The organism is Lelliottia nimipressuralis, from assembly GCF_004115925.1.
GTDB classification, from domain to species: Bacteria; Pseudomonadota; Gammaproteobacteria; order Enterobacterales; family Enterobacteriaceae; genus Enterobacter; species Enterobacter nimipressuralis.
In genome coordinates this window covers 72,682-89,034 of sequence record NZ_SDDX01000021.1, presented here as the reverse complement: position 1 = coordinate 89,034, position 16,353 = coordinate 72,682, and the positions used below count along the sequence as shown (strand labels likewise).

Below are 16,353 nucleotides of genomic sequence, written 5' to 3'. Positions count from 1 at the left end.
ACTAGTTTAGTCAGGCAACGCAGTGGAATAATGGAGGAAATATGAAAGACTGTCTGGATTTGTCTGAGAGATAAAAGCAAAACGGCAACCTGAGCTGCCGTTTTGAGGATTTCTCGCTCTTACCGGGCGCGGGGGGAGGGCATCAGCCCGCACAGACCCCGACAAATATCAGCTGAACATTACCTTCGCCCAGCGTGCCAGCCCGGCGGTGACGGAGCCAAAATCATCGCCACCGGCAATCGGAATGCCCGGCAACTGTTCTGCCAGCGCTTTCTTGATCAGCGGTGAACGTGCGCTACCGCCCGTCAGATAGATCACATCCGGTTTCTCGTGACCGTTTTCCAGCGCCAGCTGAACCTGCTCCAGAATGCGCTGCAGTGGCTGCGACAGCGCCGTCTCAAGCCCATGCTGAGAAATGGCGGTCGCCAGTTCGTCGCTGATAAACGGCAGCGTGACGGCGTGCTCGGTCGCATCGGAGAGGGCAATTTTGCTCTCTTCCGCACTGCGCACCACACGGTAGCTCAGACGCTGACGCCAGACTTTATGCAGCAGGGCCACTTTGTCGCCGTCCTGGGCGTCACGCACCAGGTCGTTCAGGAAGCGTCCGTTAGCAGTACTGTAGAAATCGCTCTGCGCCGGAACGTCGTTAATCGCGACGGCATTCCACCACGGCAGAATCGGCAGGGCGGTCCCTTTTTCCGTTTGCCCGCCCATACCGAGCAGCGGCATCAGGCTTTTAAATGCCAGGGCGATATCCAGATCGTTACCGCCTACGCGGCAACCGCTGTGCCCTAACAGGCTGTTTTCGCGGTCGCGGCGCTGGTGCCATTGAGGCCCCATCAGCAGCAGGGAGCAGTCGGTAGTACCCCCCCCGATATCCACCACCAGCACACGTTTCTCTTCGCGCAGCGTCGCTTCAAAATCCAGACCCGCAGCGACCGGCTCATACTGGAACACAACGTCGCGGAAACCGGCGCGATGGGCCGCGCGCTCAAGAATACCCTGCGCCTGCTGGTTGGCTTCATCGCCGCCCAGCCCCTGGAAGTTAATCGGGCGGCCAATGACGGCCTGGGTGATCGCGTCCGATACCTGCGTCTGCGCCTGGTTGCGAATGTGCAGCATCATCGCGCACACCAGATCTTCAAACAGGGCTACCTGCTGCGGCTTAAGCCCGCTGGCACCGAGGAAGGATTTGGGGGATTTAACGAAGTAAACTTCTTCCGGATCTTCAATGTACTGCGCCAGAGAGGACAAACCGAACTGTACGCTGGACGGCGTGACGTCGATATCTTCGTCGCGGTTGAAATTCACGGCACGACGCAGTAACGCCTGCGTCTCTGTGGCAGTCGCCGGAACCTGATGGTGGCGATACAGCCATTCGCTCACGGCTTCGCGCGTCGGCGCACACAGCATCGACGGCAGCAGCGAGCTCTCTTTTTCCATTTTCAGCAGACGTGGCGTGTTGTCATCCATCACCGCCACAGAGCAGTTTGCCGTACCGTAGTCAAAACCAATAAACACTGACGTAATCCCCATGCCGTTGAGAAGGGGCGAGACTTTAGCGAAATGTCTCGCTCACGACAACAGGAATATGAAAGCAAGGCACACCGCGTAAGGTCGGGTTATGCTGTGAAGACAACAAAAGGAGCGATGATGTACACCCTGAACTGGCAACCCCCCTACGACTGGCAATGGATGTTTGGCTTTCTTGGCGCGCGTGCGGTCGCGGGCGTGGAGACCGTGACCGATACCTATTACGAGCGCAGTTTCACCTGCGACGGCCATCAGGGGCTGTTTCGGGTCACGCCATCGCTGGCGGATTGCACCCTGCAGGTCACGCTCAGCGAAGGGCTGGTGCCGGTCGCGCAGAACTGCCTGGCGCGTATCGAACGCCTGTTCGATCTCTCCTGCAATCCGCAGCACATCGCTGCCACGCTGGGTGAGCTGGGCGCAGCACGTCCAGGATTACGCCTGCCGGGGGCGATGGATGCGTACGAACAAGGTGTGCGGGCGATTCTCGGGCAGCTGGTGAGTGTGTCGATGGCGGCGAAACTCGCGGCGCGCGTGGTCGCGCTGTGCGGCGAACCGCTGAAGGGATTCCCGGAATACACCTGCTTCCCGACCCCGGCGGCACTGGCTGCTGCCGATCCGCTGGCGCTCAAGGCGCTGGGGATGCCGGTGAAACGCGCGGAGTCGTTGATTCACCTTGCGCAGTCGGTCGTTGACGGCACTTTTCCGCTCCAGCCGCCGGAAGATATTGAGAGCGGAATGAAGGCGCTTCAGGCGCGGCCCGGGATCGGGCGCTGGACGGCTAACTACTTAGCCCTGCGCGGCTGGCAGGCGAAAGATGTGTTCTTGCCGGATGACTATCTGATCAAACAGCGCTTCGCCGGTATGACGCCGGCGCAGATCCGCAAGTATGCGCTGCGCTGGCAGCCGTGGCGGTCTTATGCGCTGCTCCATATCTGGTATACGGAAAACTGGGCACCCTCAGTTGATAGCGAAATAACTGGTGTTGAGCAGTAGCTCCAGCGGCTGCGGTTCGGCGATGGAATCGCCATAGATGAAGTCGATACCAATGCCGGAAAGGGTATCCATCATCAGCGGCTGATTGCTCGGCCCGGCAATGGTTTTCATCCCCAGCCGCTGCGCGTGGCCCTGGATAATGGTCACCATCATTTCGTCCATTAGATTGCCGTGAACGTTGGTCACCAGCTCCGGGTCCAGCAGCAGGTAATCCGCCATGTGGGCGCTCAGGTGGTTAAAGATGTCCATATCGCGTCCGACCTGGCTCAAAATAATGCGGCAACCGGCCTGACGCAGTTTTTGCAGCCCGTCCTGAATCGTCGCATCCTGGTTTTGCAGGGTTTCGACCGGAATCACCAGATGCAGCAGACGCCCCGGCAGCGGGCTTTTCTCCAGCAAATCGAGCAGTTCATTCACCAGCGTCGAGCTGGACATCCCCTCAGGTGAGAGCGGCAGCGCCACACCCATCCCTTTATTCGCTACCTGAACGGCAAAGGCGCGGAAAAATTCCTGGAAAATACGGCGGTCGAGGGCATGCAGCAGATCCGGTTCTGCCAGCCCCGAGCGGAACGCGTGCTCTTCGAGCACTTCGCCCTGGCTGGTCCACAGCCGCAGGGAGACCAGCCAGAAGTTGCTGCTCTCCGGAATGCGCGGCGACGCGACGCTGCGGCCAATCATCAGCAGATGGTTGTCTTTGATCATGTGCCATTGTTCATCCAGCGACATCATGCTGCGCGCGCTGTGAATTCTCTCCTGCTGCGGTTCGTAAACCGTTACCACGCCGCGACCGTTGTTTTTCGAGGCGTAACAGGCGATATCAGCCTGGGACATGACTTCTGCGGCCAGGCTGTTGGTGTCGTCAATCAGCGTGATCCCGGCGCTGGCGCCGATGCGGTGCAGGCGGCCTTCCCACATGAAGTGGTAATCGTTGATGGCATGAATAATTCGACCCGCGATATAGCGTGCGCTCTCGACGTTACAGTCCGGCAGCAGCAGGCCAAATTCATCGCCGCCCAGTCGCGCCAGCACGTCGCTTGAGCGCAGCATACTCAGCATCAGAGACGACAGTTCGCGCAGCAGGGCGTCACCCGCCGCGTGGCCTGCGGTGTCGTTCACCGCTTTGAAGCGGTCGAGATCGATAAAGACCAGCGCGTGACGCTGATGGGTGTCATGCACGGTTTGCAGCAGACGCTTGAGATGGCTTTCAAAGCTGACGCGGTTCGCCAGGTGGGTGAGGGCGTCGTGAGAGGCGCTGTAGCTTAGCTGACGCAGCATTTTGCGCGACTCGGTGACGTCCTGGATGACCAGCACCGAGCCGATATTCTGCCCGTCGAGGGTGCTCAGCGGCGTGATGCTGTAGTGAATATCGAAGCTGCCGCTATTGCGGCTGTGCAGGACCACATCCTGATTAATATCAGAACGTGACATATCGCCGCTGTGAATATTTTCCATCGGCGGGCCGTTCTCGCCGAAGGTAATGTGCAGCACATTGAGGATGGGCTGTCCCATCGCTTCCTGCTGCGTCCAGCCGCTCATTTTCTCCGCGACCGGGTTCATAAAGGTGACGTGCATATCGATATCGGTACACAGTACCGCCTCGCCGATAGAGTCGAGGGTGATATGCAGACGCTCTTTTTCCTGGAACAGGGCTTCGTTAAGTTCTTTAACTTCGGTCATGTCCATATTGATGCCGAGCAGGCGTTCGACTTCGCCCTGCTTGTTGAGCACCCGATTCGCCAGCGAGCGTATATGACGTACACCCTCTTTGACGCGAATGCGGAATTCGAGCTTAAACGGCACGCGCGCCATCAGGGCATCGCGGATCACCTGTTCGGCATGCTCGCGATCCTCCGGAAGCATGCTCTCGTGCCACAGCTGCCAGGTCGGTTTGATATGCGACGGGATCTCGTACATCTCGAACATACGTTTGTCCCAGCTGATCACATCCGGCTGTAAATCCCACTCCCAGATACCGATGCCGCCCGCTTCGTTCGCGAGCGTAATACGCTCCATCAGGCGCTTATTGACCCACTCCGTGTGTTTGAGGTCGTTGATATCTTCGATTTGCGCGATGAAATAGAGCGGGGAGCCGTCCGTATGACGCACCACGGAGACCGTCAGCAGCGCCCAGACCACCTCGCCGTTTCGGGTGTAGTAGCGCTTTTCCATTGAATAGCTATTGATGTCGCCACGTACCAGATCTTCCAGGCTTTTCAGGTCGGAATTTAAATCTTCCGGCCAGGTCAACTGCTGGAAAGTCAGGGCCTGCAGCTCAGGCTGCGAGTAGCCAAGGAACTGGCACAGCGCCTTGTTTGCCTGCAGCCACTGCCCTTCAATGCCGACCAGCGCCATGCCGATGGCGGAATACTCCATCGCATTACGAAAACGTTCTTCACTCTCGGTGATGTGCTTGCGCTCGGCGCGAAAGGCGTACATCACCATGGTCATCACGTTCGCCGGCAGGAGCATCATCAGGAAGGGCAGCCACGGGGCGTTGAGCATCACGTCGGTATTCTGGGGCGTGAGCAGCGCCGGTTTGGTCGCAATCATCAGCGACACCATCATCACCGTCACCAGAAAGACGAGGAACGCCTCCATGCGCGGCAGACGCACCGCGCTCCACATCAGTAATACAATTACGCAGGTAAACGGCCAGGGCAGGAAAGTGATCGACACCCAGCACAGCACCAGCGTGACCGCCATCGTGAGCAGGGTTTCCAGCAGCAGTTTCGGGTTACGGTGGCGCAGTAAATAGTGCGGTTTAAACAGCAGACCGAGTGGGACCAGCGCCAGCGCGCCAATAGATTCTGAAAGCACCCACACAAAAAAGTTACGCAGCGGCTCGGCGCTGGGGACCAGCAGCCAGGCCAGAACGCCGCCTAACAGCGGCGGTACAACGGCGCTGCCTATCGCCAGACGAATCCAGTCGCTAAGATTTTTAAGCGGGTTATACCAGGGCAATAATTTACGCAGCAGCAGCGCGCCGACGCACGCTTCGATCACGTTGATGGCCGTGTACCAGAAACTGAGGGTTTCCCAGGAAAACAGCATCCACGAGGCAAGAATGTTACCAAACGAGCAGGCGAGGGCGATTCCCGGCCACATCTTCCCGGCGTGGCGGTAAAAGGCGACCATCATGATCGACGTCGGGAACCATAACGGTGCCAGTAAAGTACCGAAACGCGTCAGCTCGAGCGAGAAAAGGGTGAAGATGAAGGTCACCAGACCAAGACTGACAAGCCGTAGTAAAGGATGTGGGGTAGTCACCAAAACATGCTGGTATTGTTTATTCATTACCGCTTTATCCAGAGACGCCATGCTGCCAGGAACAAGGTCCGCACGAATGAGAATTTTAATTTGGATTATGCTAGTACAAACAATTTACAATTCATATGCCGACTGCTCATAATTTGTCATCATAGAGTTATTAAATACTTAGTCAGCAGAAATTTCAGGTTTAACGCGTTAAAAATGACCGTTAAAATTTCGGTCAGGGCGAAAAGAGGGATTTGGAATGACTCTCGCATTACCTGCCCTTTCCACTAGTATCAGGCACGCGAAATCCCTATAATTGCCGCGTTTGACGCTCAGGCGTCGTCCTTCCTTTACATCCAGGTTAATCAGGTCGCTAAATTTATGACTGATAAGTCTCATCAGTGCGTCATCATAGGCATCGCCGGCGCATCAGCTTCAGGTAAAAGTCTTATTGCCAGTACGCTTTATCGCGAACTGCGCGAACAAGTTGGTGATGAGCACATCGGCGTCATTCCCGAAGACAGCTACTATAAAGATCAATCCCATCTGTCGATGGAAGAACGCGTAAAAACGAATTACGACCATCCTAATGCCATGGATCACAGCCTGCTGTTCCAGCATTTGCAAATGATCAAAAGCGGCACGCCTATCGATCTGCCGGTCTATAGCTATGTCGACCACACGCGTACGCAAGAAACGATTCACATTGAACCGAAAAAGGTCATCATTCTGGAAGGCATCCTGCTGCTGACCGATGCGCGCTTGCGTGAAGCGATGAACTTCTCGATTTTCGTCGACACGCCGCTGGACATCTGTCTGATGCGTCGTATCAAGCGCGACGTGAACGAGCGTGGTCGTTCGATGGACTCCGTGATGGCGCAGTATCAGAAAACCGTACGTCCGATGTTCCTGCAGTTTATCGAACCGTCCAAACAGTACGCTGATATCATCGTGCCGCGCGGGGGTAAAAACCGCATTGCTATCGATATCCTGAAAGCGAAAATTAGCCAGTTTTTTGAATAATACGCCCGAATTGTGTACCGTTCAGAGATAACCGGGTTTGCCCTGAAGCCAGTGCGGTTTCAGGGTTTGATGCACGAAAGGAGAAAGTGTCATGCGTCTTTGTGACCGAGATATAGAAGCCTGGCTGGATGAAGGGCGTCTGTCTATCACCCCGCGTCCGCCAGTAGAACGCATTAACGGTGTCACCGTTGATGTGCGTTTGGGCAATAAATTCCGTACTTTCAGCGGCCACACCGCACCTTTTATTGATTTGAGCGGACCGAAAGACGAAGTCAGCGCCGCGCTCGATCGCGTCATGAGCGATGAAATTGTGCTGGCGGAAGGCGATGCTTTCTATCTGCACCCGGGCGAACTGGCGCTGGCGGTGACCTATGAATCCGTCACGCTGCCTGCCGATCTGGTGGGCTGGCTCGATGGTCGCTCGTCTCTGGCGCGTCTGGGGCTGATGGTGCACGTCACCGCGCACCGTATTGATCCCGGCTGGTCTGGCCGTATCGTGCTTGAGTTCTTTAATGCCGGTAAATTACCGCTGGCGTTGCGCCCTGGTATGATGATTGGTGCGCTGAGCTTCGAGCCGCTGACCGGCCCGGCCGAGCGCCCTTACAACCGCCGTCAGGACGCGAAGTACCGCGACCAGCAGGGTGCGGTTGCCAGTCGTATTGATAAAGACTGATTTAGGCTTCATCGAGGATGCCATGAGAAGAGTTCTTACAACGCTGATGATTTTGCTGGTGGTGCTGGTTGCTGGCCTTTCAGCGTTGGTTCTGCTGGTTAACCCCAATGATTTCCGCGCCTACATGGTCCGCCAGGTCGAAGCTCGAAGCGGGTATGAACTGAAGCTGGATGGGCCTCTTCGCTGGCACGTCTGGCCGCAGCTCAGCATTCTGTCTGGCCGCATGTCACTGACTGCACCGGGCGCCGCTTTGCCGGTGGTCTCTGCTGACAATATGCGTCTGGACGTCGCCTTAATGCCGCTGCTTTCGCACCAGCTACAGGTTCGCCAGGTGATGCTGAAAGGTGCTGTCATTCAGCTGACGCCGCAAACAGAAGCCGTCCGCAAGCCGGGTGAGCCTGTCGCCCCTCGCGCTAATTCACTCCCCGACGTCCCCGAAGATGCGGGCTGGTCATTTGATATCGCCAGTCTGAAAGTCGCGGACAGCGTGCTGGTCTTCCAGCATGAGGATGATGACCAGGTCACCGTGCGCAACATCAATCTGACGATGGAACAGGACCCGCATCATCTGGCGACGGTCGATTTTTCAGGTCGCATTAATCGCAATCAGCGTGACCTGACTCTGTCGCTAAATGCCCGCGTCAACGCGTCGGACTACCCGCATCAACTTACCGCCGATATTCAACAGCTGAACTGGCAACTCGCTGGCGCCGATCTCCCGACGCAAGGGATCACCGGCCAGGGCACGCTGCAGGCGATGTGGCGTGAAGAGCAAAAACAGCTCGAGCTGAATAATCTCAACCTGCAGGCAAATGACAGTGCATTAAAAGGTCGTGCCAGCGTGCTGCTGGGCGAAGAGCCAAAATGGGTCTTTGATCTTCAGTTCGACAAGCTCAACCTGGAAAATCTGTTGCCTCCGCAGCCGGTCACGGCGAAAGAGGGTGACGACGCTCAGGCACCCGGGCTGCCGAAACAGATGCGACCGGTTATTGCGTCAAACGTCGACGCGCCAGACTACAACGGGCTGCGCAGCTTTACGGCGGATATTCTGCTTAAAGCCAACGCGGTGCGCTGGCGGGGCATCGACTTCACTAACGTCAGTAGCCAGATGCTGAACCACAACGGTTTACTGGTCATTTCCGAGCTAAGCGGTCAGATGGGGGCGGGGCATATTTCACTGCCTGGCATGCTGGACGTGCGTAAGGATATGGCGAAGGCCGAGTTCCAGCCGCGTCTTGAGAACATCGAGATTGGCACTATCCTTAAAGCCTTCGATTATCCTATCGCGCTGACCGGTAATCTGACCATGGCGGGGGATTTCTCCGGCGATAAGATTGACGCTGACGCCTTCCGTCACAGCTGGCAGGGGCAGGCGCACGTTGACCTCGCCAACAGCCGCATGGAAGGGCTGAACTTCCAGCAGCTGGTGCAGCAGGCCGTCGAGCGCAGCAGCAATGTCAAAGCCAAAGAGAACTTCGACAGCGCGACGAAACTCGACACCTTTACCACCGATCTGACGCTGGACAACGGGCAGCTCACGCTCGATGACATGCAGGGGCAATCCTCGATGCTGGCGGTCACGGGCAAAGGCACAATGGATCTGGTGAAAGAGACGACGGATACGCGCTTTAATGTCCGCGTGATGTCCGGCTGGGAAGGCGAAGGCCCACTGATTGATGTCCTGAAAGAGACGGCTATCCCACTCAACGTTTACGGCAGATGGCAGGAGCTGAATTACAGTCTTCAGGTTGACCAGATCCTGCGTAAACATCTGCAGGATGAAGCGAAACGCCGTCTGAATGAGTGGGCGGATAAGAATAAAGATTCGCAGAATAGCAAAGATGTGAAGAAGCTTTTAGATAAGCTCTGATCCAATCATCCCCCTCTCCTTGAACGGGAGAGGGGGATAAGAAGAGATCAAACCTCAAAATCCAAATCGTCCTCCCCACGCAGGGGTATCAGCTGCACTTTCTGCACGCGATGACTCTCCACCTGCAGCGTTTTCAGCACATATTCCCCTACCTGAACCTCTTCACCCGGCTGCGGAATGCGCTGTAAGTATTCCATCAGCAGACCGGCGATCGTGTGGTATTCGCGCTTCTCATCCAGCGGCAATGGAACGTACTGCACCAGATCTTCCAGCGGCATATGACCGTTGGCAGTCCATGACCCATCGGCATTTTTCTGGATGTCGTGGCGGGCGTCGATCTCATCCACTTCGTTAGGCAAATTACCGGCGATGGTTTCCATCACGTCGCTCAGCGTCACCAGTCCTTCAACGGAGCCAAACTCATCGACCACAAAGGCAAAGTGGGTGCGCGCGTTGCGGAACTGTTCCAGCGCCGAAAGCAGCGGCAGGGTTTCCGGGAACACCAGCGGCTGGCGGATCAGCGCACGTAAATCCAGTGGCTCACCGCGCAGGGACTGCTGGAGCAGGTCAATGACGTGCACCACCCCAAGCAGACCTTCCTCATCATCACCGCCGGTCACCACCACGCGGGTATGCTGGTTTTTATCCAGCAGGGCGCGGATCTGCGCTTCCGGCGAATTCAGGTCGATATGTTCGATATCGTGGCGCGACGTCATGATACTGCTGACCGAGCGCTGGTTAAGATTGAGCACGCGCTCAATCATCCGCCGCTCCTGCGGGTTAAAGATCTGGCTGTCGTCGTGATCGGCAAGCAGTGACGCTGACTCTGCATCCAGCTCGGCGTCCTCTTTCTTACCGCTGAGCAGACGCAGAACGGTCTCCGCTGTGCGCTGACGCAATGTCTGATTGGCAGAGAGAAAACGGCGGCGGTTGAAAATCGCCAGCTGGTTCAGGGATTCAATAATCACCGAGAAACCGATCGCCGCATACAGATAGCCTTTTGGAATATGGAAGCCAAAGCCGTCTGCGACCAGGCTAAAGCCGATCATCAGCAGGAAGCTCAGACACAAAATCACAATCGTTGGATGGCTGTTCACAAAGCGCGTCAGGGCCTTGCTCGCCATCACCATCAGCGTGATGGCAATAATCACTGCCGCCATCATGACGGGCAGATGATCGACCATCCCCACGGCGGTAATCACGGAATCCAGCGAGAAGACCGCGTCCAGCACCACGATTTGCGCGACCACGGGCCAGAACTTCGCCCCACGACGCTGGGTGGGGTTCTCGCTGTCTTTCCCTTCGAGCCGTTCGTTCAGCTCAACGGTGGCTTTGAACAGCAGGAACAGCCCGCCAAACAGCATGATCACGTCACGGGCGCTAAAGCTCAGGCCGTGGAACGAGAAGAGGGGAGTGGTCAGGGTGACCAGCCAGGAGATCGAAGCCAGTAACAGCAAACGCATCACCATCGCCAACAGCAAACCGGTAACGCGTGCGCGGTCGCGCTGCGCCGGGGGCAATTTTTCGGCGAGGATGGCAATAAAGACCAAGTTATCGATGCCAAGCACTAATTCGATGACGACCAGCGTCACCAGCCCGGCCCAGATTGATGGATCGGCAATCCATTCCATAGTAATAGCAGTACCTCTGAAGATATGACATTTGTCACACTTCGATCATGGATAAAGCTGGCTAAAATTGCAATGACTGCTTGAGATTTCTCTTAATGAAAGCGCGGCAAATAGCCACGGCGAATAACCCTGTTATTTCTATATGAAAGTGAAATTATCCGGTTAAGCGGATAATTAGGAAATATCGCATGAAATGTTTTATGTCCGTATTTTGTCAATATAAAGAAATTCCTAAAACCATAAAACTTTGCGCTTAATATTATTCTTAAAAACCAATAATAGGACGGTTGTCTCCTTGCCTGCTATTAGGTTAGCTGCAACAATTCTCCAGGCATCAAATGTTAAATCTTCTTGCTGCTATTTATGTAACGGTCTTAAGAGCGAACATTCATTACCGCTCAGGCATTGAAAATGCCGGATATATTTATCCTGCAAGACCTAATTTTAGAGGGTGTCTATCCATAATACATTGTTTCGTCAGTGGATTGGTAACTGAAAGCCAAGGGCGGTAGCGTGCCTGAAAGCGTGTGAATCAGCCTCGATTATTCTGTCAATAGCCAATGGATGAATAAGCGTTTTTTAGGATTGATGCCAGTTATATTTCTATTTTATTAACTGCATTCTGATTGCCTAAACAACCCGCGCTTATTTAAATTGCACAGGATAATTACTCTGCCAAAGTGATAAATAATCAATGATGAAATCCAAAATGAAATTGATGCCATTATTGGTGTCTGTGACCTTGATGAGTGGTTGTACGGTCTTTCCCGGCAGCAATATGTCAACAATGGGCAAGGATGTGATCAAGCAACAGGATGCTGATTTTGATCTCGACAAAATGGTGAATGTTTATCCATTAACGCCGCGTATCGTCGAACAATTACGCCCGCGTCCGAATGTTGCGCAGCCGAATATGTCTCTGGATCAGGAAATTGCCTCTTATCAATACCGCGTGGGGCCGGGCGACGTTGTGAGCGTCACCGTCTGGGATCACCCGGAACTGACCACTCCCGCAGGGCAATACCGCAGCTCCAGCGACACCGGTAACTGGGTGCAGCCTGATGGCACCATGTTCTATCCCTACATCGGTAAAGTGCACGTCGTGGGGAAAACCCTCGCAGAAATTCGTAGTGATATTACCGGCCGTTTAGCGCAGTACATCGCTGACCCGCAGGTGGACGTTAATATCGCCGCATTCCGTTCGCAGAAAGCCTACGTCTCCGGCCAGGTCAATAAATCAGGCCAGCAGGCGATCACCAACGTGCCGCTGACCATTCTCGACGCCATCAACACCGCAGGCGGGTTAACGGACGCGGCCGACTGGCGCAACGTGGTGCTGACGCACAACGGCAAAGAGGAGCGCATTTCACTCCAGGCGCTGATGCAGAACGGCGATTTGAGCCAAAACCGTCTGCTCTATCCGGGCGACATTCTGTTTGTGCCGCGCAACGACGATCTGAAAGTGTTCGTGATGGGCGAAGTTAAAAAACAGAGCACCCTCAAAATGGACTTCAGCGGCATGACCCTGACCGAAGCGCTGGGGAATGCGGAAGGTCTGGATCTGACGTCGTCTAACGCCAGCGGCATCTTCGTGATCCGTCCGCTGAAAGGCGAGGGCAGTGCGAAAGGCAAGATTGCCAACATCTATCAGCTGGATATGTCCGATGCGACCTCCCTGGTGATGGCGACGGAATTCCGTCTGCAGCCATACGATGTGGTCTATGTCACTACCGCGCCAGTCACACGCTGGAATCGTCTGATCAACCAGTTGCTGCCAACCATCAGTGGCGTTCGCTACATGACGGACACGGCGCGCGACATTCATACCTGGTAACCCGCGATGTTTAACAAAATTCTGGTGGTGTGCGTGGGGAACATTTGCCGTTCCCCCACGGCTGAACGGTTGCTGAAAAATTATCAGCCCGATCTGGTGGTGGACTCCGCAGGGCTGGGGGCGCTGGTGGGGAAGGGGGCGGATGAGCGCGCAACGAGCGTGGCGAAGTCGCATAACCTCTCCCTCGACGGGCACGTGGCCCGTCAGGTCTCTGGCCGGATGTGCCGGGAGTACGATCTGATCCTAGCGATGGAAAAACGCCACATTAGTGCGCTGTGCGAAATCGCACCGGAGATGCGCGGCAAAGTGATGCTGTTTGGTCACTGGGACAGTGAGCGCGAAATTCCCGATCCGTATCGCAAGAGCCGTGAGGCATTTGAGGCGGTTTATACCTTACTAGACCAGTCTGCCCAACAGTGGGCGCAGGCACTGAAAGCTCAGCAGGGATAACAATGACAGAAAAAACAAAACCTTCTGCCGCCCCGATCTCGGGCAGTGATGAAATTGATATTGGCCGTCTGGTCGGGACGGTGGTCGAGGCGCGCTGGTGGGTGCTGGGCATTACCGCGGTTTTTGCGATCGCCGCCGTGATCTACACCCTGTTTGCTACGCCTATCTACAGTGCCGATGCGCTGGTGCAGATCGAGCAAAACTCCGGTAACTCACTGGTGCAGGATATCGGTTCGGCGCTGGCGAATAAGCCACCGGCGTCCGATGCGGAAATCCAGTTGATTCAGTCGCGCATGGTCCTCGGTAAAACCGTTGATGATCTCGACCTGGATATCGCCGTCAGCAAAAACACCTTCCCGGTGTTTGGTGCCGGTTGGGACCGACTGATGGGGCGTCAAAACGATACCGTTAAAGTCACCACCTTTACCCTGCCAAAAGGTTCGGCGGATCAGGTGTTCACCCTGACGGTGCTCGGCCCTAAGCAGTATGAACTGACCAGCGATGCGGGCTTTAGCGCACGCGGCGAAGTGGGGCAGTTGCTGTCTAAAAACGGTGTCACCATGATGGTCAGCGCCATTCAGGCGGCTGAGGGCGGTGAATTTACCGTCAGCAAATTCTCGACGCTTGGCATGATCAACAATCTGCAAAACAACCTGACCGTCACCGAAAATGGCAAAGACACGGGCGTGCTGAGCCTGAGCTTCACCGGTGAAGATAAGGAGATGATCCGCAACGTCCTGAACAGCATTACTCGTAACTACCTTGAGCAGAACGTGGAGCGCAAGTCGGAAGAGGCGGCGAAGAGCCTCGCTTTCCTTGCGAAACAGCTACCGGAAGTGCGTACCCGTCTGGATGACGCGGAGAACAAACTTAACGCCTATCGCCAGCAGAAAGACTCCGTCGATCTGCCGCTGGAAGCGAAATCGGTGCTCGATTCGATGGTTAACATCGATGCCCAGTTAAACGAGCTGACCTTCAAAGAAGCGGAAATCTCCAAGCTTTACACCAAACGCCACCCGGCTTACCGCACGCTGCTGGAAAAACGCCAGGCGCTGGAAGATGAGAAATCGAAACTCAACAACCGCGTCACCGCGATGCCGAAAACCCAGCAGGAAATTGTGCGTCTGACGCGCGATGTGGAGTCGGGCCAGCAGGTGTACATGCAGCTGCTGAATAAACAGCAAGAACTGAAAATCACCGAAGCCAGTACCGTCGGTGACGTGCGCATCGTTGACTCCGCTATCACCCAGCCTGGCGTGCTGAAACCGAAGAAAGCGCTGATCATTTTCGGCAGCATTATTCTCGGCCTGATGCTCTCCATCGTCGGTGTGCTGCTGCGCTCCCTGTTTAACCGCGGTATCGAAAGCCCGCAGGTCCTCGAAGAGAACGGTATCAGCGTCTATGCCAGCATTCCGCTGTCGGAATGGCAGAAATCGCGCGATAGCGTCAAAACGGTCAAAGGGGTCAAACGTTACAAACAGAGCCAGCTGCTGGCCGTGGGTAACCCAACGGATCTGGCGATTGAAGCGGTGCGCAGCCTGCGTACCAGCCTGCACTTCGCCATGATGCAGGCCAAAAATAACGTCCTGATGCTCACCGGGGTCAGCCCGTCGATTGGTAAAACCTTCGTGTGTGCCAACCTCGCGGCGGTAATCAGTCAGACCAACAAACGTGTGCTGCTGATCGACTGTGATATGCGCAAGGGCTATACCCACGAACTGCTCGGCACCAACAACGTCAACGGTCTGTCGGAAATTCTGCTCGGCAAAGGGGAGATCAGCCAGTGCGCCAAGCCGACCTCCATTACCAATTTTGACCTCGTGCCGCGCGGCCAGGTGCCACCGAATCCGTCCGAACTGCTGATGAGCGAACGTTTCGCGCAGCTGGTGAAATGGGCGAGTGAACACTACGACCTGGTGCTGATTGATACGCCGCCAATTCTGGCCGTCACCGACGCCGCGATTGTGGGCCGCCACGCCGGGACCACCCTGATGGTGGCGCGCTATGCGGTGAACACCCTGAAAGAGGTGGAAACCAGCCTGAGTCGCTTCGAGCAGAACGGCATCGAAGTGAAAGGGGTGATTCTGAACTCCATCTTCCGCCGCGCAACCGGGTACCAGGATTACGGGTATTACGAGTACGAATATAAGTCTGACAGTAAATAATCGTTTTCCCTCACCCTAACCTTAATTCCCTCTTCCATCGGGAGAGGGCAGGGGTGAGGGCAACAAGCCATCCGGGGAATAAAATGACAACACCACGCCCTTTGATCTCCATCTATATGCCAACCTGGAATCGTCAGCAGCTGGCGATCCGCGCGATTAAATCGGTTTTACGTCAGGACTATGACCACTGGGAATTGATCATCGTGGATGATTGCTCGTCATCCTTCGAGCAGCTGCAAAAATTCGTCACCGAGCTGAACGACCCGCGTGTGATGTATACCCACAACGCCATCAACTCCGGGGCGTGCGCGGTGCGCAACCAGGCGATTTTGCAGGCGAAAGGGGAATTCCTGACCGGCATCGATGACGACGACGAGTGGACGCCCAACCGTCTTTCGACCTTCCTGGCGCATAAACATCAGCTGGTCACCCACGCGTTTCTGTATGCCAACGACTATGTCTGCCAGGGCGAAGTTTACTCCCAGCCCGCCAGCCTGCCGCTGTACCCGAAATCACCGTACTCGCGCCGTCTGTTTTACAAACGCAATATCATCGGCAACCAGGTCTTTACCTGGGCATGGCGCTTTAAAGAGTGCCTGTTCGATACGGAACTGAAAGCGGCGCAGGACTACGACATTTTCCTGCGTATGGTAGTGGAGTATGGCGAACCCTGGAAAGTGGATGACGCCACGCAAATTCTGCACATCAATCACGGTGAAATGCAGATCACCTCATCGCCGAAAAAATTCTCCGGCTACTTCCACTTCTATCGCAAGCACAAGGACAAGTTCGACCGTGCCAGCCGTAAATATCAGCTGTTTACCCTCTATCAGATCCGCAATAAGCGCATGAACTGGCGCACGCTGCTGACGCTCTTTTCCGTGCGAAACACTAAGCGTCTGGCCGACGGGCTGCGGGGGAAATAA

Annotated in this window: 11 protein-coding genes; 8 read left to right on the top strand and 3 right to left on the bottom strand. The window is 55.5% G+C overall.

From position 1 onward, the window contains the following. Positions 1 to 168 precede the first annotated feature (168 nt). Positions 169 to 1,521 carry a molecular chaperone gene (yegD, locus tag ETG88_RS17670; RefSeq protein WP_129035988.1) on the bottom strand — a complete coding sequence of 451 codons (1,353 nt, stop codon included), beginning with the start codon at positions 1,519 to 1,521 and terminating at the stop codon, positions 169 to 171. Positions 1,522 to 1,653: 132 nt separating this feature from the next. Between yegD and alkA the strand changes: the two genes are divergently transcribed. Continuing rightward, positions 1,654 to 2,526, top strand: coding sequence for a DNA-3-methyladenine glycosylase 2 (gene alkA / locus ETG88_RS17665; RefSeq protein WP_123427421.1), 873 nt, complete (start codon positions 1,654 to 1,656; stop codon positions 2,524 to 2,526). On the opposite strand, the gene ETG88_RS17660 is transcribed toward alkA, so the two are convergent. Then, positions 2,491 to 5,820, bottom strand: coding sequence for a diguanylate cyclase (locus ETG88_RS17660; RefSeq protein WP_107704247.1), 3,330 nt, complete (start codon positions 5,818 to 5,820; stop codon positions 2,491 to 2,493). The genes alkA and ETG88_RS17660 overlap by 36 nt on opposite strands. Positions 5,821 to 6,162: 342 nt before the next feature. Between ETG88_RS17660 and udk the strand changes: the two genes are divergently transcribed. The 3 genes from udk to asmA all read left to right on the top strand — a co-directional run bounded on the left by udk (position 6,163) and on the right by asmA (position 9,347). Beyond that, on the top strand, positions 6,163 to 6,804 hold the full coding sequence (gene udk / locus ETG88_RS17655; protein WP_100779601.1) for a uridine kinase: 642 nt from the start codon (positions 6,163 to 6,165) through the stop codon (positions 6,802 to 6,804). 91 nt (positions 6,805 to 6,895) lie between these two features. Further along, positions 6,896 to 7,477, top strand: coding sequence for a dCTP deaminase (gene dcd, locus ETG88_RS17650; RefSeq protein ID WP_100779602.1), 582 nt, complete (start codon positions 6,896 to 6,898; stop codon positions 7,475 to 7,477). Between the two features lie 22 nt (positions 7,478 to 7,499). Then, positions 7,500 to 9,347 (top strand): outer membrane assembly protein AsmA, encoded by a 1,848-nt coding sequence (asmA, locus tag ETG88_RS17645; protein ID WP_129035987.1) that lies wholly within the window; start codon positions 7,500 to 7,502, stop codon positions 9,345 to 9,347. A gap of 47 nt (positions 9,348 to 9,394) precedes the next feature. Here asmA and ETG88_RS17640 read toward each other — a convergent pair whose 3' ends face one another. Then, the gene (locus ETG88_RS17640; protein ID WP_100779604.1) at positions 9,395 to 10,978 is read right to left on the bottom strand and encodes a TerC family protein; all 1,584 of its coding nucleotides are present in this window, start codon (positions 10,976 to 10,978) and stop codon (positions 9,395 to 9,397) included. A gap of 694 nt (positions 10,979 to 11,672) precedes the next feature. Here ETG88_RS17640 and ETG88_RS17635 point away from each other — a divergent pair. The 4 genes from ETG88_RS17635 (at position 11,673) to wcaA (ending at position 16,353) form a co-directional block, all read left to right on the top strand. Continuing rightward, the gene (locus ETG88_RS17635; RefSeq protein ID WP_100779605.1) at positions 11,673 to 12,812 is read left to right on the top strand and encodes a polysaccharide export protein; all 1,140 of its coding nucleotides are present in this window, start codon (positions 11,673 to 11,675) and stop codon (positions 12,810 to 12,812) included. Positions 12,813 to 12,818: 6 nt separating this feature from the next. Then, positions 12,819 to 13,262 carry a low molecular weight protein-tyrosine-phosphatase Wzb gene (gene wzb, locus ETG88_RS17630; protein ID WP_100779606.1) on the top strand — a complete coding sequence of 148 codons (444 nt, stop codon included), beginning with the start codon at positions 12,819 to 12,821 and terminating at the stop codon, positions 13,260 to 13,262. A gap of 2 nt (positions 13,263 to 13,264) precedes the next feature. Beyond that, on the top strand, positions 13,265 to 15,427 hold the full coding sequence (gene wzc, locus ETG88_RS17625; RefSeq protein WP_107703264.1) for a tyrosine-protein kinase Wzc: 2,163 nt from the start codon (positions 13,265 to 13,267) through the stop codon (positions 15,425 to 15,427). An 83-nt stretch (positions 15,428 to 15,510) separates the two neighbouring features. Further along, positions 15,511 to 16,353 (top strand): colanic acid biosynthesis glycosyltransferase WcaA, encoded by an 843-nt coding sequence (gene wcaA, locus ETG88_RS17620; protein WP_100779608.1) that lies wholly within the window; start codon positions 15,511 to 15,513, stop codon positions 16,351 to 16,353.

Coding starts and splice junctions, on each gene's coding strand:
- ETG88_RS17640 (WP_100779604.1), bottom strand. CDS start 10,978: ATGGAATGGATTGCCGATCCATCAATCTGGGCCGGGCTGGTGACGCTG.
- udk (WP_100779601.1), top strand. CDS start 6,163: ATGACTGATAAGTCTCATCAGTGCGTCATCATAGGCATCGCCGGCGCA.
- ETG88_RS17635 (WP_100779605.1), top strand. CDS start 11,673: ATGATGAAATCCAAAATGAAATTGATGCCATTATTGGTGTCTGTGACC.
- wzc (WP_107703264.1), top strand. CDS start 13,265: ATGACAGAAAAAACAAAACCTTCTGCCGCCCCGATCTCGGGCAGTGAT.
- dcd (WP_100779602.1), top strand. CDS start 6,896: ATGCGTCTTTGTGACCGAGATATAGAAGCCTGGCTGGATGAAGGGCGT.
- wcaA (WP_100779608.1), top strand. CDS start 15,511: ATGACAACACCACGCCCTTTGATCTCCATCTATATGCCAACCTGGAAT.
- asmA (WP_129035987.1), top strand. CDS start 7,500: ATGAGAAGAGTTCTTACAACGCTGATGATTTTGCTGGTGGTGCTGGTT.
- alkA (WP_123427421.1), top strand. CDS start 1,654: ATGTACACCCTGAACTGGCAACCCCCCTACGACTGGCAATGGATGTTT.
- ETG88_RS17660 (WP_107704247.1), bottom strand. CDS start 5,820: ATGAATAAACAATACCAGCATGTTTTGGTGACTACCCCACATCCTTTA.
- wzb (WP_100779606.1), top strand. CDS start 12,819: ATGTTTAACAAAATTCTGGTGGTGTGCGTGGGGAACATTTGCCGTTCC.